The sequence below is a fragment of the Bradyrhizobium sp. USDA 4502 genome, from assembly GCF_054063355.1.
Genome location: NZ_JBSSGF010000001.1, coordinates 412,660 through 439,357 on the forward strand (window position 1 = coordinate 412,660; position 26,698 = coordinate 439,357).

General features: G+C 59.6%; 24 protein-coding genes and 5 pseudogenes. 19 read left to right on the plus strand and 10 right to left on the minus strand.

All coding sequences use genetic code 11. From position 1 onward, the window contains the following. Nucleotides 1-85 precede the first annotated feature (85 nt). From ACVW1B_RS01950 to ACVW1B_RS01970, 5 genes are all read left to right on the plus strand, one after another. A complete protein-coding gene (locus ACVW1B_RS01950; protein WP_253609761.1) occupies nucleotides 86-307 on the plus strand; it encodes a transposase family protein in 222 nt (73 codons plus the stop codon). 81 nt (nucleotides 308-388) lie between these two features. Continuing rightward, nucleotides 389-850, plus strand: coding sequence for an IS66-like element accessory protein TnpA (gene tnpA / locus ACVW1B_RS01955; protein WP_141343522.1), 462 nt, complete (start codon nucleotides 389-391; stop codon nucleotides 848-850). Continuing rightward, nucleotides 847-1,200, plus strand: coding sequence for an IS66 family insertion sequence element accessory protein TnpB (tnpB, locus tag ACVW1B_RS01960; RefSeq protein WP_253603553.1), 354 nt, complete (start codon nucleotides 847-849; stop codon nucleotides 1,198-1,200). The genes tnpA and tnpB (ACVW1B_RS01960) overlap by 4 nt, the downstream gene beginning before the upstream one ends. A 50-nt stretch (nucleotides 1,201-1,250) precedes the next feature. Further along, nucleotides 1,251-2,813 (plus strand): IS66 family transposase, encoded by a 1,563-nt coding sequence (tnpC, locus tag ACVW1B_RS01965; RefSeq protein WP_253603552.1) that lies wholly within the window; start codon nucleotides 1,251-1,253, stop codon nucleotides 2,811-2,813. Nucleotides 2,814-2,842: 29 nt separating this feature from the next. Beyond that, on the plus strand, nucleotides 2,843-3,433 hold the full coding sequence (locus tag ACVW1B_RS01970; RefSeq protein ID WP_076825176.1) for a UPF0149 family protein: 591 nt from the start codon (nucleotides 2,843-2,845) through the stop codon (nucleotides 3,431-3,433). Between the two features lie 166 nt (nucleotides 3,434-3,599). Here ACVW1B_RS01970 and ACVW1B_RS01975 read toward each other — a convergent pair whose 3' ends face one another. Continuing rightward, the gene (locus ACVW1B_RS01975; RefSeq protein ID WP_253603551.1) at nucleotides 3,600-4,253 is read right to left on the minus strand and encodes a helix-turn-helix domain-containing protein; all 654 of its coding nucleotides are present in this window, start codon (nucleotides 4,251-4,253) and stop codon (nucleotides 3,600-3,602) included. Between the two features lie 1,412 nt (nucleotides 4,254-5,665). Here ACVW1B_RS01975 and ACVW1B_RS01980 point away from each other — a divergent pair. Beyond that, nucleotides 5,666-7,024, plus strand: a complete 1,359-nt coding sequence (locus tag ACVW1B_RS01980; RefSeq protein ID WP_253603550.1) for an LLM class flavin-dependent oxidoreductase — start codon at nucleotides 5,666-5,668, stop codon at nucleotides 7,022-7,024. A 384-nt stretch (nucleotides 7,025-7,408) separates the two neighbouring features. Here ACVW1B_RS01980 and ACVW1B_RS01985 read toward each other — a convergent pair. Beyond that, nucleotides 7,409-7,660, minus strand: a pseudogene (locus ACVW1B_RS01985) (transposase); the annotation flags it as partial. A 450-nt stretch (nucleotides 7,661-8,110) separates the two neighbouring features. On the opposite strand from ACVW1B_RS01985, the pseudogene ACVW1B_RS01990 reads away from it, so the two are divergent. The 3 genes and pseudogenes from ACVW1B_RS01990 to tnpB (ACVW1B_RS02000) form a co-directional block, all read left to right on the plus strand. After that, nucleotides 8,111-8,395: pseudogene (locus tag ACVW1B_RS01990) on the plus strand (transposase); the annotation flags it as partial. A gap of 123 nt (nucleotides 8,396-8,518) precedes the next feature. After that, nucleotides 8,519-8,842: a transposase gene (locus tag ACVW1B_RS01995; protein ID WP_375166990.1), complete on the plus strand. Its 324-nt coding sequence runs from the start codon at nucleotides 8,519-8,521 to the stop codon at nucleotides 8,840-8,842. Nucleotides 8,843-8,894: 52 nt separating this feature from the next. Next, on the plus strand, nucleotides 8,895-9,119 hold the full coding sequence (tnpB, locus tag ACVW1B_RS02000; protein ID WP_375167105.1) for an IS66 family insertion sequence element accessory protein TnpB: 225 nt from the start codon (nucleotides 8,895-8,897) through the stop codon (nucleotides 9,117-9,119). Here the strand turns inward: tnpB (ACVW1B_RS02000) and ACVW1B_RS02005 are convergent. From ACVW1B_RS02005 to ACVW1B_RS02015, 3 genes are read right to left on the minus strand one after another with little or no spacing between them, the layout of a single operon-like run. Then, a complete protein-coding gene (locus tag ACVW1B_RS02005) occupies nucleotides 9,090-9,905 on the minus strand; it encodes a hypothetical protein (protein WP_253603549.1) in 816 nt (271 codons plus the stop codon). The genes tnpB (ACVW1B_RS02000) and ACVW1B_RS02005 overlap by 30 nt on opposite strands. Next, entirely contained in the window at nucleotides 9,886-10,647 is a 762-nt protein-coding gene (locus tag ACVW1B_RS02010; RefSeq protein ID WP_253603548.1) for a recombinase family protein, read from the minus strand. The genes ACVW1B_RS02005 and ACVW1B_RS02010 overlap by 20 nt, the downstream gene beginning before the upstream one ends. Further along, nucleotides 10,640-10,819, minus strand: a complete 180-nt coding sequence (locus tag ACVW1B_RS02015) for a hypothetical protein (RefSeq protein ID WP_253635996.1) — start codon at nucleotides 10,817-10,819, stop codon at nucleotides 10,640-10,642. Before ACVW1B_RS02015 ends, ACVW1B_RS02010 begins: the two co-directional genes overlap by 8 nt. Nucleotides 10,820-11,134: 315 nt before the next feature. Between ACVW1B_RS02015 and ACVW1B_RS02020 the strand changes: the two are divergent. The 9 genes and pseudogenes from ACVW1B_RS02020 to ACVW1B_RS02060 all read left to right on the plus strand — a co-directional run. Continuing rightward, nucleotides 11,135-11,302 (plus strand): annotated as a pseudogene (locus ACVW1B_RS02020) (ATP-binding protein); the annotation flags it as partial. Between the two features lie 1,091 nt (nucleotides 11,303-12,393). Beyond that, nucleotides 12,394-13,713 (plus strand): group II intron reverse transcriptase/maturase, encoded by a 1,320-nt coding sequence (ltrA, locus tag ACVW1B_RS02025; protein ID WP_253603544.1) that lies wholly within the window; start codon nucleotides 12,394-12,396, stop codon nucleotides 13,711-13,713. A gap of 226 nt (nucleotides 13,714-13,939) precedes the next feature. Next, nucleotides 13,940-14,611, plus strand: coding sequence for a reverse transcriptase domain-containing protein (locus tag ACVW1B_RS02030; protein WP_253603542.1), 672 nt, complete (start codon nucleotides 13,940-13,942; stop codon nucleotides 14,609-14,611). Continuing rightward, nucleotides 14,517-14,972 (plus strand): reverse transcriptase domain-containing protein, encoded by a 456-nt coding sequence (locus ACVW1B_RS02035; RefSeq protein WP_253603540.1) that lies wholly within the window; start codon nucleotides 14,517-14,519, stop codon nucleotides 14,970-14,972. Before ACVW1B_RS02030 ends, ACVW1B_RS02035 begins: the two co-directional genes overlap by 95 nt. A 749-nt stretch (nucleotides 14,973-15,721) precedes the next feature. Continuing rightward, complete coding sequence (gene ltrA, locus ACVW1B_RS02040) at nucleotides 15,722-17,047, plus strand: group II intron reverse transcriptase/maturase (RefSeq protein WP_253603538.1); 1,326 nt, start codon at nucleotides 15,722-15,724, stop codon at nucleotides 17,045-17,047. Nucleotides 17,048-17,597: 550 nt separating this feature from the next. Then, nucleotides 17,598-19,130, plus strand: a complete 1,533-nt coding sequence (gene istA / locus ACVW1B_RS02045; protein ID WP_092090428.1) for an IS21 family transposase — start codon at nucleotides 17,598-17,600, stop codon at nucleotides 19,128-19,130. Continuing rightward, nucleotides 19,127-19,968, plus strand: a pseudogene (gene istB / locus ACVW1B_RS02050) (IS21-like element helper ATPase IstB). Before istA ends, istB begins: the two are co-directional and overlap by 4 nt. A gap of 84 nt (nucleotides 19,969-20,052) precedes the next feature. Next, nucleotides 20,053-21,216 carry a group II intron reverse transcriptase/maturase gene (ltrA, locus tag ACVW1B_RS02055; RefSeq protein ID WP_256558531.1) on the plus strand — a complete coding sequence of 388 codons (1,164 nt, stop codon included), beginning with the start codon at nucleotides 20,053-20,055 and terminating at the stop codon, nucleotides 21,214-21,216. Between the two features lie 237 nt (nucleotides 21,217-21,453). Further along, nucleotides 21,454-21,925, plus strand: a pseudogene (locus ACVW1B_RS02060) (IS66 family transposase); the annotation flags it as partial. Here ACVW1B_RS02060 and ACVW1B_RS02065 read toward each other — a convergent pair. The 4 genes from ACVW1B_RS02065 to ACVW1B_RS02080 form a co-directional block, all read right to left on the minus strand. After that, on the minus strand, nucleotides 21,875-22,264 hold the full coding sequence (locus tag ACVW1B_RS02065) for an IS66 family transposase (RefSeq protein ID WP_253603533.1): 390 nt from the start codon (nucleotides 22,262-22,264) through the stop codon (nucleotides 21,875-21,877). The pseudogene ACVW1B_RS02060 and the gene ACVW1B_RS02065 sit on opposite strands and share 51 nt — an antisense overlap. Nucleotides 22,265-22,372: 108 nt before the next feature. Beyond that, nucleotides 22,373-22,663 carry a hypothetical protein gene (locus ACVW1B_RS02070; protein WP_253603532.1) on the minus strand — a complete coding sequence of 97 codons (291 nt, stop codon included), beginning with the start codon at nucleotides 22,661-22,663 and terminating at the stop codon, nucleotides 22,373-22,375. Nucleotides 22,664-22,732: 69 nt separating this feature from the next. Further along, nucleotides 22,733-23,086 (minus strand): IS66 family insertion sequence element accessory protein TnpB, encoded by a 354-nt coding sequence (tnpB, locus tag ACVW1B_RS02075; RefSeq protein ID WP_253603530.1) that lies wholly within the window; start codon nucleotides 23,084-23,086, stop codon nucleotides 22,733-22,735. Nucleotides 23,087-24,449: 1,363 nt separating this feature from the next. Further along, nucleotides 24,450-25,070, minus strand: coding sequence for a nitroreductase family protein (locus ACVW1B_RS02080; RefSeq protein WP_253603528.1), 621 nt, complete (start codon nucleotides 25,068-25,070; stop codon nucleotides 24,450-24,452). On the opposite strand from ACVW1B_RS02080, the gene ACVW1B_RS02085 reads away from it, so the two are divergent. Beyond that, on the plus strand, nucleotides 25,063-25,314 hold the full coding sequence (locus ACVW1B_RS02085) for a hypothetical protein (RefSeq protein ID WP_253603526.1): 252 nt from the start codon (nucleotides 25,063-25,065) through the stop codon (nucleotides 25,312-25,314). The two genes, ACVW1B_RS02080 and ACVW1B_RS02085, sit on opposite strands and share 8 nt — an antisense overlap. A gap of 282 nt (nucleotides 25,315-25,596) precedes the next feature. Here ACVW1B_RS02085 and ACVW1B_RS02090 read toward each other — a convergent pair whose 3' ends face one another. Then, nucleotides 25,597-26,367, minus strand: coding sequence for a CmcI family methyltransferase (locus tag ACVW1B_RS02090; protein ID WP_253603524.1), 771 nt, complete (start codon nucleotides 26,365-26,367; stop codon nucleotides 25,597-25,599). Nucleotides 26,368-26,698: the final 331 nt, after the last annotated feature.

The following is a 26,698-nucleotide window of genomic DNA, read 5'->3' on the forward strand; positions in this document are numbered from 1 at the left end:
TGGTGCCGAGTGGGTTTGTTGTAGAGAGTGCGTACTTCGAAGGTGATAAGGCCGTGATTGCGGTCCGGGCGTCGGGAAGTGTTGTCTGTGTCCATCGTGCGGAACGGTTTCTCGACGTGTCCATAGCCGGTATCGGCGACGCGTGACCGATCTGCCGCTCTCGGGGCGGATCGTCCAACTCCTGGTAATCGCCCGCCGCTTCCGCTGCGATACGCACGTTCGCCACCTCGCGCTCCCACTCGGCGAGATGCGCCTCGACTGCCACCCAGCTCGCGAGGGAATGCCCCGCGATCGCGTTCTTCTGTAACCGGCATGAGGGCCTCACCTCGCAGTGACGAAGCTTGTCTGCGATATAGGCTGGCAAGAGCTGATCGGTGGAGGTGGCGCGATGGCAAATGCCATGCTTGATGCCAGGCAGGAAGGTGACTCTTATCGCCGCGTTGAGGTGATCACTGGGGAGCGCCGGCGGCGACGGTGGACGAGCGAGGAGAAGGCCCGGATCGCGGCAGAGAGCTTTGAGGAGGGGGCGAACATCTCCGAGGTGGCGCGGCGCAATGGCGTTTCTCGCGGACTGCTCACGGTGTGGCGACGCCAGGTAGCGGCGGCGCTGGCCGGCAAAGCCCAGAACTTCGTGCCTATCCAAATTGGCGCCGAGAGCGATGGCGGGAGGGTTGGCAAGTCCGAGTGTATTTCGCCGGTACAGACGAAGCCCGTGGAGATTGCCACGCCGCCGGCCAAGGTCTGTGGAGTGGTCGAGATCGAGGTGAACGGGGCGCGCATCCGGGTCGAGCCGGGGGTGGAACTGGCGACGCTTTCGGTGGTGCTATCGGCGCTTCGAGGGATCCGGTGATTGCTCTACGGTCAGACCTCAAGGTGGTGCTGGCGGCCCAGCCGGTCGACTTTCGTAAGTCGGTGCATACGCTGTCGGCGCTGGTGAGCGAAGCACTGCGCGCGAACCCATATTGCGGCGACGTCTTCGTGTTCCGCAGCAAGCGCATGGACAGAGTGAAGCTTCTGGCGTGGGACGGCAGCGGCATGGTGTTGGTAACGAAGTGGTTGCACCAGGGGCGTTTCACCTGGCCGCCGATCCGCGACGGCGTTGTGCATCTCAGTGCGACGCAGCTTGCGATGCTACTCGACGGGCTCAAGTGGACGCGTGTGTCGCCCAAGCCTGTGAAGCAGCCGGCCATTGTCGGCTGAGAAGTGAGGATTTCACTGGAGCATGGGTCGCACGGATGTATCGTCTGGTCATGGCGATTCGCCCCGACACTCTCCCGACCGATCCGGCAGCTCTGACCGAGATGGTGCTCGCGCTTGACGCTGAGAACGAGACGCTGCGCGTAGCAATGCAAACGTTCAAGGACATGATCTTCGGGAAGCGCTCGGAGCGGCTTGCCGCGCTCGTGGCCGAGCAGCTCGCGCTTGAGCTTGGCGATCTTGAGACCGACGTCACGCCGCCTGCAGCTGCCAACGACGATGCAGCTGCGGCAAAGCCGCCCGGCAAGCCACTGCGGAAGAAGGCGCGCCGCAACATCGGCGCGCTTCCAAAGCACCTGCCGCGCTGCGAGCATGTGCTGGAGCCGGAGGCGACCGCATGCCCGTGTTGCCAGGGCCAGCTTCACAAGATCGGCGAGGACGTCAGCGAGGTGCTGGACATCATCCCGGCGATCCTGCGGGTGCTGCGGACGGTCCGTCCCAAGTACGGCTGCCGCCGCTGCACCGATGGTGTGATCCAGGCGAAGGTGCTGCCGCGCCTGATCGAGAGCGGCATGGCTTCGACCGCACTCGTGAGCCACGTGGTAGTCTCGAAGTTCGCCTGGTATCTGCCGCTGTACCGACAGGTGCAAATTCTGGCCGGCCAGGGTGTCCATCTCGACCGGGCGACGCTTGCCGGCTGGGTGAAGCGTGCGGCCTGGTGGCTCAGGAGCCTCTATGCGCTTCAGCTGCGCACGATCCAGGCCGCGCCGCGCCTGTTCTGCGACGAGACGCCGATGCCGGTGCTCGATCCCGGACGACATCGCCCGCGCATCTGCCAGTTCTGGGCGCATGCCATGGATGACCGGCCATGGGGCGGTCCCTCGCCGCCGGCGGTGGCCTACGTGTTCGCCGACGGCCGCGGCACGGCGGAGATCGCCAGACAGTTGATGGGCTTTTCCGGCATTCTGCAGGTCGACGGTTATGCCGCCTACAAAGCGCTCGCCCGCGATCATGGCGGCGCGATCCAACTCGCCTTTTGTCTCGCCCACGCCCGCCGCAAATTCGTCGAGGTGTATAAGACGACCCAGTCGCCGTTCGCGCGCGAAGTGATCGAGCGCCTGCAGGCGGTCTATGCCATCGAAGCAGAGATCCGTGGCAGCAGTGCCGAGCAGCGGCTGGCCACCCGCGGCACCAGGTCCGCTCCATTGATGGAGGCGCTCAGGACGCGCCTGACCGCAATGGTCGGCCAGCTCTTCTCCCAATCGAAGCTGGCGGAGGCCATCAACTACGCACTCAATCACTGGGACGGGTTGACGCTGTTTCTCCGCGACGGCCGTGTCGAAGTTGACAGCAACACAGTCGAGCGTTCCATGCGCCCGATTGCGACGGGAAGACGCAACTCATTGTTCAGCGGCAGCGAAGGCGGCGCCGAGAGCTGGGCAATCCTGGCGTCGCTCGTGAACACGGCAAAACTCCATGAGCTCGACCCGCAGGCCTACCTGACCGATGTGCTGGAGCGCATCGTGTCCGGGCGAACCAAGAGTCATCAGCTGCACGAGCTGCTCGCCTGGAACTGGAAGGCGGCGCGCCGGCACACACCGCAGGCAGCGGCATGAGCCCACGTCGCCATAAGGCAGGATCGTCGATGGCGTCAGCCGCGATGTCGCTTGCGGAGCTCGAGCGATGGCTCCAGGATCGCGTCGATCGCCATCCTGCCGCCACCAGCATTCCCATGCTCGACGGCTATACCGCCGCGATCGTGGCCGGACCGGTGTCGATGAGCCCGCTCGATTGGATCTGCCCGCTGCTCGCGATCGATGCCGACGCTTTCAACCATGGCGGCACGCCGGAGTTCGCCGCGATCTCCGCCGTCGCGCTGCGCCACAACGACATCAGCAACACCCTCTCGACTGCCCCCGATCGGTTCGAGCCGATGCACCGGCGCGACCCCAGCGGCAACATCGATGCGCATCCCTGGTGCCAGGGTTTCTATGCCGCGATGCGGCTCAGACTGTCGGCGTGGGCGCCGTTGCTCGACGTCAACAACGTCAATCACGGCCTGCTGCTGCCCATCCTGCTGCATTGTCGCGACGATCAGGCCCGTCCGCTGCTCGGACCGCCACGAAACGGTCGCAAAACCGAGGATTTCCTCCGTAACGCCTACCTCGATATCCCAACCGTCGTCGAGGCGCTGCGCCAGCACTGGATGCCCATCCGCTACGCACGCGACCGCTAATCATCGCGGACGTGGGAGCTCATACCGGTTACGTTCTTCTTCACGTAGCTGACGCCATTCTCCATCTTGCCCTTCGTGCGCGCCCGATACGGCGCGCAGGTGCGAGCACGGAAGCCCCAATGCTTCGCGAACGCGATGAGCTTGTCGTTAAACTGAACCGACCGGCTCACCGCGTGTGGCGCACCACGAGCGCGCGTGGATTGTCCATCAGCACTTCCTCCGGCACGCCGCCGAAGGTCGTAAATGCACTCTCGAGCCAGGCGAACCAGTGCTCCTGCTTCTCGGCCCGGAACGCACGCACATGCAGCCGCCGCGAATGCCCGAGCGTCGCCACGAACACGAATGCTTTGATCTTCACCCCGCCGATCTCGGCCAGGCGCTCGCCGAAGTCGATGTGCAGCTGTCGCCCCGGGGGTGTCTCGAACCGCGTCGTCGCGAGCGCTTCTGCCTTCAGCGCCTGGCGATAGGGCTGTACCGCGCGTTGCAGCGTTCGCCGGCTGACTGTCACGCCTTTCTCGGCCAACAGGTCCTGGCGCACCACGTCCGCATTGCCGCGATGGCGAATGAACCTCTCGCGCAGCCAACCCTCAAGGCCGTCGAGCCGCTTCAGCCGCTCGGGCGACTTGAACGGCTTCACCCCGCCCGCCGCAATATAATCCTTCACCGTGTGATGGCTGCAGCCCAGCTGGCGCGCAATGCGCTTCAGCCCCCATCCGCACGCCCTCAGGCGCAACATCTCCGCCACGTCATCCGGCGTCTTCATCACCTGCCCCCGTGGATCACTCCACGACGAGCCTCTAGTGATTCGTTCCTGCTTCATTCGCTCTCTCCTCGGCTAAAGGAGGGGGCAATTCCTCGCGATGCCGAGGGGGCCAGTTTTTATATGGCGCGCGACAAATCGACGCTTTATTTCGAGTTACGCCGGATCAAAGCTTCCTCCTCCGGTGGGTTAGGACGCAAGTTCAAGCGCCCTGCGGCAACTCCCGACTAGGGACTGACTGTTCACAGGTGATCCATTTTGCGCCGGATCTATTTGTCCATTGGCAGCTTCTGCATACGAGGTTGAATGCTCGGAGCCGTATGAGCCGATAGGCTCACATACGGTTCTGGGAGCGGCAGGGTGAGATCCCCGCGCAACGCCTCGATAGCCGATAAACTGCCAAGCCCAGTGCTACGCTCCGGAATGCTACTGATCGCGTTGTCGACCACGCAGATTCCGTTGGGGCGGTCTAAGCGTCGCTGGTGAAGGAACAACGTGATGGCGACCGAGCTCCTTCATACCGATGATGCGACTATGAGGAAACGGGCCAGGAGGGGTGGGCGTCGCCTGTCTCGGCGTTTCTCTCGGTTCGACCGAATCTAAGTTGCACGCCCGGAGAGATTCCCGAACTATTTCAATTCACGTCAAGCGGAAAACGCTCCAGTGTTCGACTGAACACGTTCCTTTATCGCCTCAAAAAATCGCGCTGAGTCAACTAGCAATTCAAGTATTTGTTTTGACTGTCGAAGCATGCCACCATGAGAGTCAAACGGACGAACTCATCAACGTGCCTGCAGGAGTTTAGGATATGCGCCCACGCCACACCGTGTCGTCGCCGATAATCCTGGTCAATGGGCTGGCTCGTGCTATGCAGAAATCGTGCCCACCCAAAGCTGCTCCAGTAGCCGCCTCTTCGCGCATAATAGTCTCTCCGGCGCGTCTGCCAAGCGCGTCGGCGCTAAAACACTCTGGGCATCCGACGTCGCAGATCTCGTTTGCCAAGTCGCGACGAAGCGTTCACTTCATCAACTCACCGAGGTGGCATGGTCGCATAGTGAATCGAGTGTCTGTTCCACGACGGTGCCGGATTATTGGATTTCAAAAAATGCGCGCAGTCTGGCTAGCGAACGTCGTTCGTGCTCGTTGGATCGGCACCGGTCTCGGCCCGAGGTGGCCACATCGAATTCAGGTTCAGAGAGAGGGGGCGCGATGATTTCCGACAGGCTCCGATCGAAGGGCTCAATGCACGTCTGGCTTCCTGATTGTCGCACTAGCCAGCGTCCATCGCGGCCAAAGCGAGGCCCGGCAGCGAGTGGTGGTGGCAGAGAGTTAGTTGGAAAAGAGGTAGAATCGGTGCGGCGAGATTTGATGAAATTGCAACGCTTAGGTCAGAGCGATGCCTCAAGTCGGACTTGCCTCATTTGGCACGCGGTGCGCGAGGGTGATCCAATAGCAAGGGGGTACAATAGAACATGCAGCGCCATGATGAAATGAAACTGGGACTATTCCTCGTTCAGGCGGGATATCACGAAGGTGCATGGCGCGATCCGAGCGTACCAGTGAATGGCGGAGTTGACGTCGGCCACTATGCTCAACTAGCAGCACTGGCCGAACGTGCTGCATTTCACTTCGTATTTCTCGCGGATAGCCCAAGCGTAGCGGAACAAGAGCCTGCAAATATAGCTCGTGTGAGCCGAAACGATGGGTTTGAGCCAATAACGCTCTTATCGGCGCTTTCATCGAGAACACAAAAAATCGGGCTCGTCGCGACAGCGACGACGACGTACAATCAGCCCTACCACCTTGCACGCATGCTCGCTTCACTTGATCACCTCTCGCGCGGGCGAGCAGCTTGGAACATTGTCACCTCCGGATTTAAGTTTGAAGCCCCAAATTTTGGCGAAAAGGAACTTCCAGATCATGACACGCGCTATGCTCGAGCGCGAGAATTCGTGCATGTTGTCAAGGGTCTTTGGGACACCTGGGAAGACGATGCCTTCGTTCGGGACAAGAAAAGTGGAATTTACGCCGATACCGCGAAGCTGCATTTGATTAACCACCGAGGGAATTACTTATCAGTCCGAGGTCCGCTGAATATAGCGAGACCGCCGCAGGGGTATCCCGTGTTGGTCCAGGCTGGCGCCTCTGATGCCGGTGTACAGTTCGCTGCGGAATTCAGCGAGGTCGTGTTCACGGCCGAACCCTCTTTAGAGAATGGTAAACGACGCTATGCAAATCTCAAAGAGAAGGTGCGTGCACTAGGGCGAGAGGACAATCAGGTAGTAGTCATGCCGGGCATCATCCCAATTGTTGGGAGGACGAAGCAAGAAGCTTCCGATAAGCTTGAAAAGCTACAATCTTATACGTCCATGGACGTTCTAATTGGGATGGCCAATCGTTGGCTGGGGCTTGTTACCGACGTGCGTTCAATGAATCTTGACTCGTTGGTCCCAGAAACTTTGCCTCACACGAATTTGTTCCAGAGTCGTCAAAAGGTGCTGCTCGATCTGGCCGCTCGTCATAAGTTCACCTGGAGGCAATTGATCCGCTTAGTAGGAGACAGCCGCGGCCATCTAATGATTGTTGGAACTCCGGACGAAGTTGCCGGCGCCATGGTAGATACATTTGATCAGAAGGCGGCAGACGGATTCAATGTATTGCCGGCAACCGTTCCCGGTGAAATCCAGGACTTTGTCGATCTCGTCATTCCCGAATTGCGCCGACGAGGCAAGTTCAGGTCCAACTACTCCGGACAAACATTAAGAGAGAACCTTGGCCTCAAGCGGCCATTAAACAGGTTCACGCAGGCAAGTGTAGGTGTTCGTGGGTGAAAAAGTGCCTAGGCCATTGATCTGAATCTAAACATAATCTGGTACTGGCACTCAGTATCCTTATAGTTGGCAACTAGGATCGTGTCTTAATAACGGACCGTTATCGACGTTCAGCCGATATTTGGCCCGATTGTCTAATCTTGGCGCTTAGGAGGTTCGCACATCCGAGGATTTGTTACTGGCAACAGGCATCCTATTGGTGACCTGCCACTGAACTTTCATCCAGCGACAGTTAGAGTCTCGGTGGTTTTGCGGCGAGACCGAACTTTGGACCACCCAGAACTAGAGTTTTGCGCCTTGGTCACGTTGGCGGGCTGGTTGCGCCGACGTGGTTTTGCAGCAAAATCGGCGGTCGATTGCCGATCGCCCGTGGGGCCGTTCTTACAGAAGCTCGCGAAGGGCGGCCGCGTCGAGCATCTGCTCGGCCAAAAGCTTCTTCAGCTTCGCGTTCTCATCCTCGAGCGACTTCAGCCGCTTGGCTTCGGAAGCTTCCATGCCGCCGAATTTGGCCTTCCAATTGTAGATCGTCGCTTCGGAGACTCCGTGTTTGCGAGCCAGGTTAGCTGTCGCCGCCCCAGCCCCATATTCCTTCAACACTGCGATAATGTGCTCTTCCGTGAACCTTGCTCGCTTCATCTGTCTGTCCTTGCTCAGGCCGGACTCTAACTCCATCTGGAGGAAACACTCAGGGGCAGGTCAGTTCGCGTTCAGTTAGGTCGTTTGTACGTTGCGGTTCTTCGACGCCGGTCGTTAGGCAAGTCCCGAGCGCACTTATCGACTTCGATCAAAGATCCTTTCGCCTAGCTGGTTGCGCGCCATTGGCCCCCTTGGGGTGACGGATATATCAGGCAGCACTGAATGCTTCTTGCGAAGCCTTCTCGGGAAGCCTAAGCTGGCCACTTGGCACCGTCGAGAGAGGCGATCGCGACGTGTCGCTTAGCCGTTATGCCGAGCAAATGCGACGATAGCGGTGTCATGCAGATCGCGTTACAACGGTCGTGTCCGCATTGGTGGCGTTGCAGTGGTCGCCGACGATTAGCCGGTGGGGTCGGGTTACTGGCACCAACCTGATTCGAGGAACAACCGATGACCGATGAGATGATGAACCTCCGCACGCTCGTGGAGAAGACCCCTGATGCCGATCTGTTGCGCGAGATGATTGGCTTTGCTGCCCAGCGCCTGATGGAGCTGGAAGTGGAAGGCCAGACCGGGGCCGCCTACGGCGAGAAGAACCCCGAGCGTCTGGCCCAGCGCAACGGCTACCGCGACCGGACCTGGGAGACCCGCGCCGGCACGGTCGAACTGCGCATTTCCAAGCTGCGAAAGGGCTCCTACTTCCCGGGCTTTCTGGAGCCGCGCCGGATGGCCGAGCTCTCGCGGCACATGGGATAGGCGAGTTTCACGATCTCTTTGAGGGGATCGGCTTGTGTCTGTGCTTGACCATACACCTAAGTCGGACGTGACGGCGCGCCGGCTGGAAGTGGAACACCGGAGATGGGACGCCGTCGTTGCCTCTCCAAGGACGACAAAGCGCGGATCGTCGAGGAGACGCTGGTACCAGGCGCGGTCGTTTCCGAGATTGCCCGGCGACACGGGCCGACCCGTGTTCACCTGGCGCCGGCAAGCACGCCGGCAGCCGACGCCGATGGCTGGCGATCCGCCGTTTGTACCGGCGGTGGTAGACGCCGTGGTGCCGGCCGTGGCTGTTGGCATGAGCGCAAGACAGCGCGACGCAAGGCCAAGTCGAATGTCGGGGGCATCGAGATCGAAGCCGAAGCGTCACTATCCGGGTCGGCCGAGCCGCGGACGTGGCGATGATTGCGGCCATCGTCGTGCGCTGAAGGCAAGTCGGTGATCGGCCCGTCCGGAGCTGTCGGGTAATGGTGTCAACCAAGCCGGTCGACTTCCGCAAGGGAATGGAGGGCTTGCTATGTTGGTACGCGAGCACATGAAGGCCGATCCGTTCTCGGGTGCTGTTTATGTGTTCCGTGCCAAGCGGGCGGACCGGATCAAGCTGATCTTCTGCGATAGTACGGGTTTGTGCCTGTTCGCCAACTACGTGCATTCATACTACAGCTCCTTCAGCTTCAGTTGAGGGTCTTGGCACCATCGCAGTCTTGAAGGCGGCGGCTCGATCGACAAGACGATTCCATCGACTGCATTGCTTGCGCGGCGGGTTCGATGCGGGAATCTCGTAGAGGCAATAGTGCGCATTGTAGGCATGCCGGGTGACGAATCCATGTTCAGCCCACCTGGCGAGGGTCGTTTCGTGGATGTTGAGGCGCGCAGCCGCTTCTCGTTTTATCAGCATTCCGCGATCTCGCAGTCGGTCATAGCGCGAGCGCAGGCCGTACCGATGGACGAGATAGGCGACTAGCAAGGCTGTGAAGCGGGCATCGTGGCGGCCGCGCCGCGCTGATCCTCCCGGGCGATATCCTTGCTCGTTGAGGAGTTCGGCGATCTCCGAATAGATGTGTCCGAGTAGCTTGTCGATTAGTTCGACGATGCCGGACGGCGTCTTCACCTGCTGCGCGGAAGATTTTGGGCTCATCGTGGTGAGCGTTTGGATTTTACCGCCCTTGAAGCGGGCATGAATTTTGGTGGTGCCTTCCGCCGGCATTTTGACGAGGGTGACATCCTCAATGATGTGGGCGAGTAGCCGTTTGCGTTCACGGTCCGGCGTATCCGGATCTGCCCAAAGCTTACTGAAGTCGATCGTCATCGCGATCAGCCGCTCGCGAACGGCTTCATCGAGGATGAATTGATCTTGCTCTCGTGCGTGTTCTCGATCTTCGCGAGCTTTGGCCAACACGCGGAGCTTCTCGTTCCATTGGCCTTCAAGCGTGTCAGCGACGAGACGATTATTGGGGTCGACCAACATAAAGCGGATTGGTCAGCAGCCGGTGAATCGTATTGTAGCGTGGCGGCCGCCACTCCACCATTCGGCCGCGTGGACCATACACGACAATCGGCATCTTGATGCCGTTATCGCATAACCAAATCGCGACCTGGCGCACGCTGCCAAACTCGGCAAACTTACGGAACGCCAAATGGAGCGCCTCGCGCACCCGCCTGTCCGGATCCAGCTCAAGCCTGTCGTCGCTGCTGCGCACGTAGCCGACGGCCACACTCGTGTGAAGATCGCCACGTACTGCCTTGAGGCGCAGTGCTTCTTGTGAGCGCTGGCGCAAGATCGTTAGTTCCAGTTCGCTGAACGTCCCCTTCATACCTAGCAGCAGTCGGTCATTGGTGAGCTTTGGATCGTAAACGCCGTCCTCATCAATGATCAGGCTGTTCACCAGCGTGCAGAACTCCAGAAGTGTGTGCCAGTCGCGGCCATTACGGGCCAGGCGGGAAGCCTCGACGGCCAGCACAGCGCCGGCGCTTCCGGTGCAGATCGCGGTCAGCAAGCGCTCAAAGCCGGGACGCGCTGTGCCGCCCCCCGAGCGACCAAGGTCATCATCGATGACGATGACGTTTTCCCAGCCAAGCAGCTGTGCGCGAGTTGCGAGCGCGTACTGACGCCGACGGCTCTCAGGATTATTGACGAGTTGGTCCGGGGTCGATTGCCGCACATAGACATAGGCGCTGCGTGATAAATGATCAGACGTTATCTTATTCATTGTCCGCCTCCGTCACCTTTGCGCGGGCGGTGCTGCATTCGTCGAGAAGAAGTTTGAGCAGACTTGTGACTTCCAAACGAATCAGCGGATCGAGCCGCTGGTGCTGGACTGTGGCTGCCGTGACCGCCGCCAGATCGAGCTGTCGCCATTGCTGTTCCAGCATCACCTCCAACCGTCCGACTCGTTCCAGATGATGGTGACGACGATACGCGCTGTGCATCAACGAGGCCGCGAAGTGCGCGCAACGAATCCGGGGGAAGCCGAGGGACTTCAACCGTCGGCAGTGCCGCGGCGGAATTCTCAGTCATCCATGCCGGCAGCAAGGCGCGAGAGCCGTCGGGCTGTTCGATCACGAAGTGATGGCGAGCCCCGTGAATAACGCGCCTCAAAGCAATGACGCGCTCACCAGCGCGTGGATGATGTCGATATTGAATGACAACTTCGAACGGATGTTCTTGGGTACTATGTCGCGTGCTCGTCCGGGACTGGCAAAACCTGGTTGACATGTGCCTTCGGACGCCAGGCGGCCAGGCTCGATCATTCCGTCCTTTATTTGCGTATGCCGCGCTTGTTCGAAGACCTCGCCATGGCCCGTCTCGATGGTCGCTTCCCGCGCCTCATCGATAAGCTTGCACGTGCGCTGTCCGCGATTTAGCGAAACTGCTGTCCGTCAGTTAGCGAAACCGCTGTCCCGTTTTTGCGAAATACGCAGTCGCCGAAGCGATCTTGTGAAGGTGATCTGGTGCGGTGTGCTGCAGAGCATGAAGGAGGTGAATAGCTTTATGAGAGATGGAGGTTGGCCCTCCTGCATCGGCGTTCCAGGCGCAGGTGCAAAACCACGACACTGTGGCTTCGCTTAAAAGGCGCGGTCATCAGCAAGTGTTGCAAAAGTCCCGGGTTTACGGGGCAGGTGAGTATCCAGAAGGCAAGCGAAAGCGAATCTTCCGATGACGCGTCGAAAATTATTTAGACGTCGCCAAAATCAGGGGCGCGTGCCATCCCTGAGATCAATCCGTGAGGCGCTTGGATTACTGCGCGGATGGCGACCGGCGTTTAGGGGACGCGATCTGGATACAGGCTCTTGTAGAGAACTGCAGGAACCAGTCGTTGTGATGCCAAGGGAGAAGTTCAAGCGGCGCACACCGCGAGACGAGAGTACCGAAGCACGACACTGGGGCGGATTGGCTCGTAGTGTGCGCTGGGCAGCGCATGAGTCAGGAGGGTTCAAGTCCCTCCGGCGCTCGAATGAGGGGCGCCGTATCCAAAGGTGGGGGTAATGCCTCGCCGGCCAGCGGTGGAAGCCGGTGGAGGACAGGGTGTCCGGAGCGATCCGGAATCCGAAGGGTTTGAGGAGAAGTATCGGGCTGCAATCAATGGGGGCTACCCCGACGATGAACAGGTCGGCCAAAGATGGGGCAAGGTCGAGCCCGCACTATGGGGGCGAAGGCGTTACTCATTCACCCATCGAACCAAGGTGTTTGCTGACGGCACGATACGGAAGATTCATGCGTGACCCCAGGAGACCTGCATAGGTCCCGGCCCATCAAGCCGGGTAAGCAACCCTATAAGCGCAAGCGAAGTGGGAAAGCGAGGCTCATGCAGGAGTCGGAGAACGGAGTAGTACCTGAAGCGCGAGACGAACAACTCGCGTGACCGGAAACGGCGAACCGAGAGTGGTTCGGGGAAGGACGTTCGTGAACGGATCGAGCGAGGATGCATCGAGATGGATGAGAAAGGAGCGTGAAGATGGAAAGTTCCCTTTGTGAAAAACCCGAACGTCACGCTTCCAGGAGACTGTCCGATCATCTGGTGCTCGAAGGTCAGAAGCAGAAGGTCCACTCTCTGGTGGACAAAGTCTACTCACGCAAGAACTTGAAGCTTGCGTGGGAGCGCGTTCGCGCCAATCAGGGTGCAGGCGGCACAGATGGGGTGACGATCGGAGAATTTGAGGCCGAGCTGGATGCGAATCTGGAGCGGCTCCATCGCGAGCTCCGAGAGAGGACCTATCGGCCGCAAGCCGTGCGACGACTGGAGATCCAGAAAAGAGGGGCTCCCGGCAAGACAAGACCTCTCGGCATACCTTCGGTCTACGACCGGGTCTGCCAGCAGGCGCTGGTAAATCGCCTGGAGCCGATCTTTGAGAAGGTCTTTGATCCGAGCAGCTTTGGGTATCGCAAGGGTCGCAAGACCGCCGATGCCCTGGCCAAGATCTGGCGCGAAGTGGAGGCTGGAAACGAGTGGATCGTGGATGCGGACCTGAAAGACTACTTCGGGTCCGTGGATCACGAGAAACTCATGGCTCTCCTCGGAAAGCAAATCGCCGACAGCGGCGTGTTGAAGCTCATTCAACAGATGCTGAAGGCGGGCTACGAGGCAAAGGGTCAGCGGTTCGAGACTCCACGGGGGACCCCGCAAGGGGGCGTCATCCCGCCTTTGTTGAGCAATATCCTGCTGACTCCCTTTGACAAGGAGATGAGGCAAAAAGGGTACCGGCTCACACGCTGGGCGGACGACTGGGTTGTGACCTGTCGGACTCGAGCGGAGGCGGAACACGCCTTGGCGCGAGCAGGAAGGATTCTCGAAACGCTTGGTGTGACGCTCAACCGGGAGAAAACCCGGATCGTTCACATCGCACATGGCTTCGAGTTCCTGGGATTTAAAATCCAGCGTGGGAAAGCTCGATACAAGCTGACCCGCGACCGGATCAAATCCAAACTGAACCGGCAGAATCTCTATGCCATTCCCACACAGAAGTCGGTGGACCGATTCAAGGATCAGATCAGGGCCTTGACCATGAGGCGGATGCCTCTGCGTCTGGGCGAATTGATCGAGACGATCAACCCGATCATCCGAGGATGGGGAAACTACTACTGTCGCTCCCATGTCAGAAAGCGCTTCCATCAACTGGATGGTTGGATCGTCCGAAGGCTCTGGTCGCACCGCACCAAGCGGTGGCGGAACGCAGCCTGGAAGGAATATCCGACAAGACGGCTGCGCACGGAGTTCAAGCTGGTAGGGCTGGTCTCACTGATCCCTTCGCTTCAGGCCGCGAGAGCCCGTTCATGAAAGCTGGATGCGGGAAAACTGCACGTCCAGTTTGTGCGGCGGACGGAGGCCAGCGCGAGAGCAATCGAGCGCGCCTCCTCCGACCCGACAGTGATGAAGGTACTGTAATGGGACTGGAGCGAAGGGGCCGAGGCAACTGGTTCCGCCCGCATGCAACTGTGATGAGCAGGAGGACATGATGGGTGTAACCGAACGCAAGCAGTAGAATATCGACAAGCAAACAGTGATGAAGGCCTACCGATTGGTCAAAGCCAATGCGGGCTCAGCCGGCGTGGATAAGGTATCCTTGGAAGCTTTTGAGAAGGACTTGAAGGGCAACCTTTACAAGGTCTGGAATCGAATGTCTTCTGGCAGCTACTTTCCACCTGCCATTCGGGCTGTCTCCATTCCCAAGAAGAACGGCGGACAACGCATTCTAGGCGTGCCGACAGTAGCAGATCGCGTGGCGCAGACGGTCTTCAAGCTGCAGATTGAACAAGCACTCGAGGAAATCTTCCTTCCCGATTCCTACGGCTACCGGCCTGGAAAATCCGCGCTGGACGCCGTTGGCGTCACCCGGCAACGGTGCTGGAAGATGGACTGGGTGCTGGAAGTTCGACATCAAAGGCCTGTTCGACAATATCAGCCACGAGCTGCCATGAAGGCCGTCAGGAAGCATGTGCAAGACGAATGGGCTCTGCTCTACATCGAACGCTGGCTTATAGCGCCGATGCAAGGCAAAGATGGAGCGATCACCGCTCGAGACCGGGGCACACCCCAAGGCGGCGTGATCAGTCCTGTCCTTGCCAATTTGTTCTTGCATTATGCGTTCGATACATGGCTGGCGGCGGGACTTCCCGCGGTCGCCATCGTGTCGATACGCAGACGACGGGCTCGTTCATTGCCGAACCAAGGCTGAAGCGGAAGCCATCAAGGCGGCGCTGCAAGCAAGGTTTGAGGAATGCGAACTCGAAATGCATCCCGACAAGACCAAGATCGTCTACTGCAAAGACAGCAACCGCCCGGGTAGCCATGCCAGTCAGTCATTTGACTTTCTGGGATTTATCTTTCGACCGCGCAGGGCAAGAAATCATCAGAAGAAAGAAAAATTCTGTACGTTCTCGCCAGCGGCCAGCAGGGCGACGATGAAGTCTATGCGTATGACGATCCGGCAGCTCCGGCTCAGGCTTCGCTCGCAGACGGAAGTCGACGCAATCGCCTTGGAACTGAATCCCATCCTTCGTGGATGGATGCAGTACTACGGCAGATATGGGCGGTGAGAAATGCACAACCTGTATCGATACGTCGACGAATCTCTAAACCGCTGGGCGCGACGCAAATACAAAGGGCTGAAGAATGGAAAAGTCAGAGCCTCCACATGGCTCAGATTGATCCGCCGCCGCAGGCCGAAGCTGTTTGCTCATTGGGCGAGGTTGAGTTCTGCTTCGTTACTTGTTGAGAGCTGTATGACGTGAGAGCGTCACGTACGGTTCGGAGAGCGTTGCGCCTTGCAAGCGCGTTGAAGTCTGCCGTCTGCGATGACGGCCGCGGCAAAGCCTAGCGAGCAGCCGCGAACCGAGTCTTGCGTGGCGTCCGGTAACGGCCGTTGCGAAGCGTAGACAGGGAGGTTGTAGGCCGGAATGAAGTGAACGGGAAAATAGCCCCGAAATCGAACGTGATCGGAGTAGCCGACCCTGTCTCTCAAAGGGGAAGGCGGAACCGCGGGCCGCGACAACGCGAGCGGTCAGAGGTGCTCCCGGGGTTCGTACCGCCAGCATGCAATCAAAGGAAGCAGCGTGAACAAGGGAGATCCATCCGGTTCAAGCGCAAGCTTTGTAAGACCTGCCAAGCCGCTGAGGTGAGAAGGGTCTGACGACCGGGTGGAAGTCAGACTGACCGATAGTACTCCGAGGACGGGAGAGCCGGCCACATGGGGAAGCGGTCAGCGGTAGTTGGATTGTTCTTGGGCGACATGGGCTCCATTCAACGGGAGTCACGGCCTTCTATTCTAAGAGAAGATCAGCTGACCATGGAAACGAAACTTGAACAAATAGCAGTGAAAGCTCGACGCGAGCCAAATCTTCGCTTCACCTCGTTGGCCCATCACATCACGCGCGACCGAGTGCAAAAGAATCTATTACAGATTCCGAAGCGCTCCGCCGCCGGGGTGGACGGACAGACGGTGGAGGCGGCGAAGGAGAGCTTCGAGGACTGGATGGGGCCAATGCTCCAATCCATCCATCGCCAGGGATATCGGGCGCCGAACATTCGGCGGGTCTATATCCCCAAGCCCGGTAAGACGGAGAAGCGCCCCCTCGGGGTTCCAACTGTCTCCGACCGGGCGCTCCAGCGCAGCACGGCTGAGGTATTGTCCACCATCTACGAGCAGGACTTCTTGCCCTGCTCGTTCGGCGGCAGGCCGAAGCTCAGCGCCCATCATGCCTTGGCGACCCTCAATGAGGTCATCGCCGGCGGCATGATCAGCTGGGTGTTGGAGGCGGATTTGAAGAACTTCTTCGGGAGTCTCGATCATGATTGGGTCCTCCGGTTTGTCGAACATCGAGTCGGTGATCCGCGCCTGATCAGCTTGATCCGGCGCTGGTTGAAAGCGGGCGTCTTGGAAGACGGAGCGGTGCACCCGAGCGAACCAGGAACGCCACAAGGCGGATCGATCAGTGTACTTTTGAGCAACCTCTACCTTCATTACGTTCTCGACCTCTGGTTCGAACGCGTGGTGAAGGGTCGGTTGCAGGGCGAAGCCCGACTGGTGCGCTATATCGACGACTTTGTGATCTGCTTCCAATATCGATCGGACGCCATCCGCGTACAGGAGGCCTTCCGTCTTCGGTTGGGGAAGTTCGGCCTCACTCTAGAGCCGACCAAGACCAAGTTGGTCGAGTTTGGTCGGTTCGCGCAAAGACACGCGGGCAAACGCGGCAGAAACCGCCCGGAAACAATCTACTTTCTGGGTCTGACGCTCTATTGCACGCGAAACCAAAAAGGCAACTTCAAGGTTGGGATGCGCACCGAGAAATCTCGGCTAAAGCGCAGCCTTATGTCTCTGCAGGAGCTGATGCGGCGAATACGGCATTACAAAATCAGTGACCAGGCCGGTGAAATCAACGTCGTCCTGCGCGGCCACTATGCCTATTACGGCGTCGCCGGAAATCTCCGGAGTCTCGTAAAAGTTTATCGGGCCGTGGAGCGTTACTGGCGCGGAATGCTGCGCAGCCGCAGCTGGGCAGGCGGCCACCTCACTTGGGACGCCTTCAACCAAATCAAAGAACGGACACCGTTGCTGAAGCCTAAGCTGCGCCTTCCTTATCGGGAGCTGCAGGCGCTTGCGGTGCTGTGAACCAACTGTCGAAGAGCGTCGGTGCGGGAAATCCGCACGCGTCGGAGCAAGGTAGGCTGTATAACCGGCGACACCGGGAAAGCGGCCGAAGACGAGAGGGTGGCGGCCGGGTCCGCAGTAGCTGTGAAGCGGAGTAACCCCCGTGGAGCGAAGGGGCCCTGCCATTTGTGACGTCTCTAACGTAAGGAAGGCAAGGACGAGATGACAAAGGCGTCCATTGATTTGCAGGACCTGAGGAGGAGACTATACGTCAAGGCGAAGGCTGAACCGTCCTGGCGTTTCTGGGGTCTATACGTTCACGTCTGCAAAGTGGAAACGCTACGCGCGGCGTATGAGATGGCCAAAGAAAACGACGGCTGCGCGGCGGCGATCAGGGTGAGACTTCAGCGACAATCAAGGTGAGACTGCGCCGATGGGGGCGGACCGAAGGGAGGGCGTAGCCCGACCGGAGGACCGTCCCCATCGGCGTCGCGCGTTTTTGGACCCGTCTGGCGGCCGGGTGCGGCTGGTGCAAGCTGTTGATTCGTCTCGACAAGAGGGAATCGATGCCTTGCCTGGCCTCCACATCACCGACCACCAGATGAGGCTGTACATGACCTACCGACAGACACTGTCCCCCGAGGCCGCCGCGGCCAAGGCGGGGTTCTCGAAGGCAAGCGCGTATCGAATCGAGGGCGATTGTCGCCCGCCATCGCAGAAGAAGACGCCGAGGGGCCGGCGCCGGTCCGATCCGCTCGCGCAGTATTGGGAGGCCGAGATCGTTCCGATCCTGAAGGCTGCGCCCGGCATCCGCGTGATCGGCGTGCTGGACGAGCTGCGCCGACGGCATCATGACCTGAACCCGAACATCCGCCGCACGCTGGAGCGGCGCATCAACGCCTGGCGCGCGCTCAACGGCCCCGAACAGGACGTGATCTTCCGCCAGCAGCACGAGCCCGGCCGCCTGGGTCTGTCCGACTTCACCGACGTGAGCGCGCTCGGTATTACCATCGCGGGTGAGCCGCTCGGTCACCGGCTCTATCACTTCCGGTTGGCGTTCTCCGGCTTCGAGCATGCCCATGTCGTGCTCGGCGGCGAAAGCTTCGTCGCCCTGGCGGAGGGCTTGCAGAACGCGCTGTGGGCGCTTGGCGGCGTGCCGCGGGAGCATCGCAGCGACAGCCTGTCGGCAGCGTTCCGCAATCTGGCCGCCGACGCACGGGAGGATCTGACGCAGCGCTACGCCGGGCTGATGGGCCACTATGGCATGGCGCCAACGCGCAACAATGCGGGCATCGCACATGAGAACGGCTCGATCGAGAGCGCGCACGGCCATCTCAAGCGGGCACTGGAAGATGCGCTGTTGCTGCGGGGGACGCGCGACTTCGCCAGTCTCGATGCGTACCGGGCTTTTGTCGACGAGATTGTCGGCCGGCGCAACGCCAACCTCGCCAAGCCGATCGCGCTCGAGAAGGAGGCATTGGCGCCGCTGCCAAAAGGCCGCACGACCGACTTCGAGGAGAAAGTGATCCCGGTGACGTCGTCAGGCGGCTTCATCCTGCGGCGCGTGTTCTACACCGTGCCTTCAAGATTGATCGGCCATCGCCTGCGTGTGCGCATCTTCGACGACCGGCTCGAATGCTTCCTTGGCGTCACACCGGTCGTGACGCTGCGGCGCGGTCGGCCTGTGTCCGAGAGCCAGGGCGGTCATGTCGTGGATTACCGGCATGTCATCCATGCCCTGCGGCGCAAGCCGATGGCGCTCCTCAATCTCGTTTATCGCGACCAACTCTTCCCGCGTGCAGCTTACAAACGTCTGTTCGAGACCTTGCGGGAGCATGGTGATGACCGGCGCGCCTGCAAGGTGACGGTCGAGCTTCTGGCGCTGGCTCACGAGCGCGCCTGCGAAGCAGACCTCGCCGAGGCGATCGCGATGGATCTGGACGCCGGACAGTTACCCGATCTTGCCGCGCTGCGCGACCGCTTCCGGCCCGAGGCGGCCTCGATCCCGCGTGTCGCCGTCAAGCTGGCGCCGCTCGACGTCTACGATGAACTCGCCTCCGTCAGCGTCATGTCGGGCCGCTCGAACCTGGGAGAGGCAGCATGACCGGTATCGCTACCTCCGTCGATGCTGCCCGTGTCGAGCTGCTTCTCAATGAGCTCCGCCTGCCGGGCGTCAAGGCGATCTGGCCGAAGCTCGCCGCACAGTCGGACAAGGAAGGGTGGCCTGCCGCCCGCTTCCTCGCCGCCCTTGCCGAGCACGAGGCCGCCGATCGCACCCGCCGTCGGATCGAGCGACACATGGTGGAAGCGCGTTTGCCCGCCGGCAAGACGCTCGCAACCTTCGACTTCGAAAGCGTGCCGATGCTATCAAAGGCACAGGCGATGGCGCTCGCCGCCGGCGACGCCTGGTTGAAGGCCGGCGCCAATTTATCTTGTTCGGTCCACCGGGCGGCGGCAAGACCCATCTCGGCGCGGCGATCGGCCTGGCTCTCGTCGAGAACGGTTGGCGCGTTCTCTTCGCGCGAACCACTGATCTGGTGCAACGGTTGCAGGTCGCGCGGCGCGAGCTGGCGCTGGAGTCCGCGATCGCCAAACTCGATCGCTATGACCTCCTGATCCTCGACGACATCACATATGTGAGCAAGGATCAGGCGGAAACCAGTGTGTTGTTCGAGTTGATCGCCGCCCGCTACGAACGACGCTCGCTGCTGATCACGGCCAATCAGCCATTTGGCGAATGGGGGCGTATCTTCCCGGACCAAGCAATGACGTTGGCTGCCATCGATCGTTTGGTCCACCACGCCACGATCCTCGAGATGAACGTCGAAAGTTACCGTCGAAAAGTTGCCCTCGATCGCAAGCGCGGTCCAGGCCGGCCGCCTGTTCACACTACCCCAAACGAACTCGACAAGACTTTGATTGACGCTGGCAGCGCCGCTTGATTGTCGCGCAGCGTCAATCAACGCTTGCCAAGTCGACGGCCAGCGTCAATTATCTCCTGACTCGGCCGCCTCGTCTCATCTTGATTGACGGGCCGCTCTCATCCTGATTGTCGCGCTATAGACGGCGCTCCGGGAATAGACGGGGTGACCTTCGAGGCCATTGAAGCGCTAGGCGTAGACGCTCTGCTTGAGCAGTTGCGGGACGAACTGACCGGGCATACCTATCGGCCACTTCCGGCACGGAAACAGGAAATGCCGAAGGATGGGAATAAAGTTCGCATCCTCTCGATTCCGGCGGTCCGTGATCGGGTGGTTCAAGGTGCGCTCAAGCTCATACTCGAACCTGTCTTCGAGGCGGATTTCCAACCGGGATCGTTTGGGTATCGGCCTAAGCGGACAGCGCATGATGCGATCAAGCGAGTGACAGATGCAATAGCTCAAAGGAAGACGCGCGTTCTCGATTTTGATTTGCGAGCCTATTTCGACAACGTCCGGCATGACCGGCTATTGGCGAAGGTGGCGCAGCGGATCAACGACGCGGACGTCATGCATCTCCTAAGAGTTATGCTGAAAGCCGCTGGCAAGAAGGGAGTTCCGCAAGGCGGTGTGCTTTCGCCCTTGCTCAGTAATCTTTACCTCAACGAGGTTGACAAGATGCTGGAGCGAGCGCGAGAAGTCACACGGAGCGGCAAGTACATCAATGTCGAATACGCGCGTTTCGCGGACGATCTGGTGGTCTTGATCGACGCCCACAAACGTCATGACTGGCTGATTGGTGCTGCGACCAAGCGACTTCGAGAGGAGTTCGACAAGCTGCAGGTTGAAATCAATGATGAGAAGAGCCGCATAGTCGATCTAGGGCGAGGCAAGAGCTTCGGCTTTCTGGGTTTTGACTTTCGCTACATCCGCAGCTTGCGGGGAGCGGTGCGGCCGCACTACACGCCCAAGCTGAAGAAGCGAACGGCGTTACTGCGGGATCTGAAGGAAGTATTTCGTCGGCACCGATCGCAACCGATTGGCAGGGTCATCAACCTGATCAATCCGAAGCTCCGGGGCTGGGTGAACTACTTTTCGGCTGGACACTCTGGCAGGTGTTTCAGCTACATCAGAGATTGGGTGGAGAAAAAGGTCAGGCGCCATCTGGCGCGGGCACGGCAACGAAAGGGCTTCGGCTGGGAGCAGTGGAGTAAATCATGGCTGTACGATACCCTGAAGCTGTTCAACGACTACCGGGTAAAACACGGCTGACGAAAGCTGCCCAGCGTGATAGGTCCCATAAACCTTGATGCGAAGCGAATGGGGGCGCGTAGTGCGGGAAATCCGCATGCTGCGTGCGATGAGGCGGGGGCTGGAAACGTACACATCCAAGGCTCTTGGATGTGCGGCGCGCCAGTCCTCGACCCTACCGCAAGAAACCCAGCGTCCGACGCGGGTCGGATAGCCGTTTTGGTTTGAATCTGCCGCTTGTTCTGATTCAATGGCTTCATGATATCGAAGCCGGACGATCTTCCATTGGACCTTGCGAGTGCCCTGGCGGCGCTGCAGGCCGAGCGTGAGGCGCGGCTGCGAGCCGAGGCGGTGACTGCCAGTGTGCGGCGGAGCTGTCGGACAACGAGGCGCTGATCGCGCATCTTGAGCTGCGGATCGAGAAACTCAAGCGCGAACTGTACGGGCAGCGCTTCGAGCGCACGGCGCGGCTGATAAAACAATTGGAATTGGAGCTTGAAGAACTCGCCACCACGGCGAGCGAGGATGACTTGCCGCGCGGGCCGCCGCAGCGAAAACCCAGAGCGTGCGCGCCTTCACGCGCACGCGGCCGGTACGCAAGCCCTGGCCGGACGACATCGAACGTGAGCGCGTCGTTATCGAGCCCCCGAAGAACTGTGCCTGCTGCGGCGGATCGCGTTTAGCGAAGCTGGACGAGGATGTAACCGAGACGCTGGAGGAGATCCCGAGAGGCAGGTCTCGCGGCTGTGGTCGGCAACGGGCTGCAAATGGAAGCAGCGCGGCCTGACCAATTGCCCAGTGTCGCCCGATCAAGCCGGATCCCCTGGCGCGCATAGATCTCGGCCTGATGGTAAAACGGCGTATGGTCGCCAAACTTGGAGACGATCACCCGCGCAATCGCCGCTTCGGTCGGTAGTCCGCCAGGCACGACATGCTCCGGCGCGTGCGCTTGCACAACAGGGTCGGAGCCGCGGCGGCAGATGTATTTCGGGCGGCGCGTGACCAGCACGCGCCATTGTGCCGGGATCACGTCAAGGCGCTTGCTGACGTCCTCACCTACCTTCGTCATCGCGCCGCAGCCGCACGGACAGAACGTGCTTGCAGGCTCGAGGGTCCGCTCCACCCACGGCAAATGGGCAGGCAAGCAGCCCCGATTGCGATGACGGTCCCGATCCGATCAAGCACGCGATCGGCCCCTGATGACCGCCGCAGCCTTCTCCTGCGCCTCGTTCAGGACGCCTTGCGCGATCTCCACGTCTTCGAGCGGTAAATGATATTGATCTAGCCGCAGCTTCTTGGACTTCGCTCCGAACTTCTCTCGGCGTAGTTCCCCGAGAATGATCTCCAACCGGCGCCGCGCTTCTTCCAACGTTGCCAGCGCCGCTCGATGTTCTCTCAATGCTGCCTGCGTTTGCGCTAAAAGCGCCTTCAGGCGTTCATTCTCGTCGCGAAGCGTCGCGGTGCTCATGCACCATGTCGAGCACATCTCCGCCGCCCGGCGCCATGCGCAACTCGGCTCAGAGTCATTCTGCCGCACTTATCCAGCGACTTGTGGACGCCGCGCTTCCTCCGGGTGGACCCACCGCCAATCCAGGTCCTCGAACAGCGCGGCGAACATCGCCGGCGATATCCGCATCACGCCGTTCGCAATCATTGGCCAGACGAACTTGCAACCCTCGAGGCGTTTGTGCACCAGCACCAGGCCCGTTCGATCCCACACCAAAATCTTGATCCGGTCCGCCCGTTTCGATCGGAACACAAAGGCTGCACCGCTGAACGGATCGAGATCAAGCATCTCCTGCACCTTCGTAGCAAGCCCATCATGCCCACAGCGGAAGTCGACGGCCCGCGTCGCGATGTAAATCTTCAGCTCGGCGCCGGGGACAATCATCGTGACGCCCGCACCGCGCGGATCACTCGAGATAGCTGCTCCCCACTATCGCCGCGTCAGTCCGCACGACGACGTCGCCAATCGCAATCTCGGGCTTGACTGTCGGAACGTGACGCTCCTCAAACGGCCCCTTCACGACTACGGCGCGAACGGCGGCTGCGGAGCCTCGCAGGACGTAATTCGCCGCGCTGTCGGAAGCGTCGTCGCCAATCGTAAATTTGCCAGCGCGTCGCCCCGTGCTTGCGCGCCACCTCCGCCACCTGCGCCGGGCAGCAGACTTTCGGCGACGATCCGAGCCCGTTCGGCCCCTGAACGCACGCGACGCCCGGACGGCCCCTCAAGCACCTCAAGCCGGCTGACTGCTCCAGGCCCAACTGATGGGCTGTCCAAATGGGCGTCTTTTTCGCCGTCCAATCCCATCCCAAACCTCCGTTCAAGCCGGAGGCTTCTTCGCACATCTAATCCAACCCCGAAGCCAGGGTATCGGCTGAGCGCTTACGCTTCACCCACTACTGCGGGCGGACCAGAGATGGCCGGTTCATCGTTAAGCACAAGACGAAAGAGAAATGCCTGACGCGCAAGCTGGCGGCGTTGCGCCAGGAGCCTGGCGGCTCATGCACGCGCCACTGGCAACGCAGCACGGGTGGTTCGCCGCCGTTCTGCGTGGCCACTACGGCAGGCCGCACAATTATCCAGCGCTCAACGGCTTCTACCGCGATATGCGTCGGACCGGTTGCGTTGTCTGAGATGGCGCAGCCAGAAAAGTCGGCGCATGGGCTGGCCGGAGTTCGAGACCCTGCCGGCACGGCTCCGCCTGCCAACTCCACGCATCACTCGCACATGGGCGCAGGCGCGGGTATGACGCGGTTACTCTCGGGAAGAGCCGGATGCGGGAAAGCCGTCTGCCCGGATCTGAGGGCAAAGCCAAATGGCCGAGCTACTCGACCACCATCCCTACGTTACTCGACCACGATCCCTACAACTTTGTTTCGCAGTAGGATTGCATGCAGCCCTGGCATCCGCGCGTGCGCGGGCGTGCGACTTCGGTCCGATAAACTGGCAGCATATATCCGTTGAACGTTCGCCAACGGGGGGAAGGGGCCTGTCCTCAACAGTTAACAATTGCACGCGATCGACGAGTTTCCAGAGCACCAACAGCTTCGTTCATTTTGATTCATATGAGTTGCACCTGTGTGGACATGGCTTCGCCCCTGCGCGCGCTGCCGCCTTTATGCAGCGATACCCGACAAATACGCTACCATTGCGTGCCGCGGGTACTGGGCACTTGATCGGAATCTGCTGTAGCGATCGGCGCCTGGAGAGTGCCGCCTGCGAGATTGCAATTCCGAGAAAGGTCCATCAGTCAGCTCCTAAATCGCTCGGGAAAGAAGCCGTGCGCGGCGAAATCACCGACCGGTGAACGGCCGCTCGGTTGTTCACGCTTCAGCAACTCGGGTGGCAGGCGTGCGCCGTCGCCCCTGCGTCCAACAGCGATCGCAATCTCGACCGCAAAACTGTCAGGCACCCTGAGTATGGTGCGCGCTTTCTCCACGTCAAATCCGCTCATGCCGTGGGCCGCCCAACCCGCCGCCGTAGCCTGGTTGGCAAAGTTGACCCAGGCAGCGCCACTGTCGAGGGAATGCGTGCGCGAGAAAAGCGCATCAGTTTTTCCAGGTGGGGTGAAGTCCTTTCTTGACAGCAGATAGATTAGCGCTGCCGCGTGTCTCGCCCAACCCCGGTTAAACTCGATCAGGGGGCTAAGGAGGGCTTCGAATTCTGATTGGCCGCGAAAAGCGTAGAGAAAGCGCCATGGCTGGGAATTAAAGGCGGATGGCGACCACCGAGCTGCCTCGAAGAAGGTATTCAGAACTGCTTCCGGAATTTGGTCCTGAGCGAACCCGCGCGGTGACCAGCGATCGATGAATATCCGGTTCACCGGATGTTCGGGGGCACGGATTTTGGAGGCCGGCTCTTGAATGGTCACTTTCTTCTCCTTCCTGTCTTTTGACCGACGGCGGCGCTGGCGCGATGGACATGTCGCGGGCGTCTCGACCAAATCCGCCTCCTTCAGCGAGAAATCGACGTCTGTGCGTTCGGTTTCCCATGATGATCGTACACCCAAAGATGGATGGTCGCGTCAGCGCAATAGCGGCATTGCCGATCGTGAACGCACTAAAAAACATCAGCCTTCGAATTGTATCGCGACAGCTCGTGATGTTCAGTCATGATGATTGTTCGCGAACAGCTATAACTCTAATCTCCTTTCTCCATTGCGAATCTCCATTGCGTGTCAGTCTCCAAAGACTCCCACGATCTCTTATCGTCTTAACCCATCGGTTCTGAAGCGTCGCCACTTGCAAGGTGCGGCGCAGCAGGAAGTCTCGATCGTCAAAGGTACGGCAAAAGAAGCAGAAATCTACCCTACCAAACTCTGGAGGAAAGTGGAGGACTGCCCATCAGCATACGTGATAGGTCGATCCCGGCCGACCACTTACCGGTCGATTCCGGGCTTAGGATTTTCGGAGCCACGCGTTTGGGGCACAAGTAAGGTTGGTGCCAAACGCGTCGGTGTAATACGTATCGACTAAGAATCCTGATTGCTCCACCAACTGGAAGCCGTCGATAATCTCTTTATTTGCGTCTATCGGAACATCCTCAATCACATAATAGTCTCCTGACATTAGAAAGTGCCTCAGATAAGAGAATACTGAGAATACCTGAACGTGCGCGTCGTCGATCACAAGCCAAGGATGAGACAATCCCATCAGCAGGCTTCTGTCCAGAGTCTCAACTTCCAAAAGGTCTACCTGATGGAAGGTAAGAAGTGGATGCTTTGCGTCTTGATGGATACGGCTGATGTGCAAATCGAACGAGTGCACTTCACCTGGGTTCTCACAAAGTACCGACATCTGATCAGCGAACCAAAGTGCGCTACCACCCTGAAAGGAACCCAGTTCTATAATCGTCCGTGGTTGAAGCTCCCAAATAAGCCTCGTATATAGAGCCAGATCAAAAGGTGGCTTGATAGTTATTAGCCCTTTGTACGTCAAAGCTAAGGCGCCAACTGTTGTCGAGGAATTCGGAAAACTCCATGGGTAAATGGACGACCTCCATATTCGTTGCGATGGCCTTGCAAAGCGGTCGGAGTGGTCACCATTCACGATGCCGTCGATCGCATCGAATATTCCTCCCTGACCAAGAAGTCCGCTGGGATTAGTTTCATCGGGGTGATTCTTGCGACGGCCTTCCCAAAAGGCCTTGTATCCGGACGCGAGTTTCATGAGTCTGTCTCCGTACTGCGGCTGTCAATGTCTCGGCAAAGTACTATGGCCCGACTTGGCTGATCCGTGAGCTTGCGCCAACGGCTCAACACGGTTTGGTCTGCCTGAACACCCTGCAATCAACTTGGTCGGGCTCGTTGAAGTGCGAGGGCTCGCTAGATCAGGGTCGCAGGCTTCTGCAGTTGCGAACGTAGGTGGCGTCAGCATTGTATCGACCAGATCAACTGGCCCAACTCTCATCGGGAATACTGAACGGCACCGCTGCAACCGATTTAACCGCGGCGGCTCCTTGCTCCTCCCAAGCAATCGACATGCCACTCGCGAAATTAGT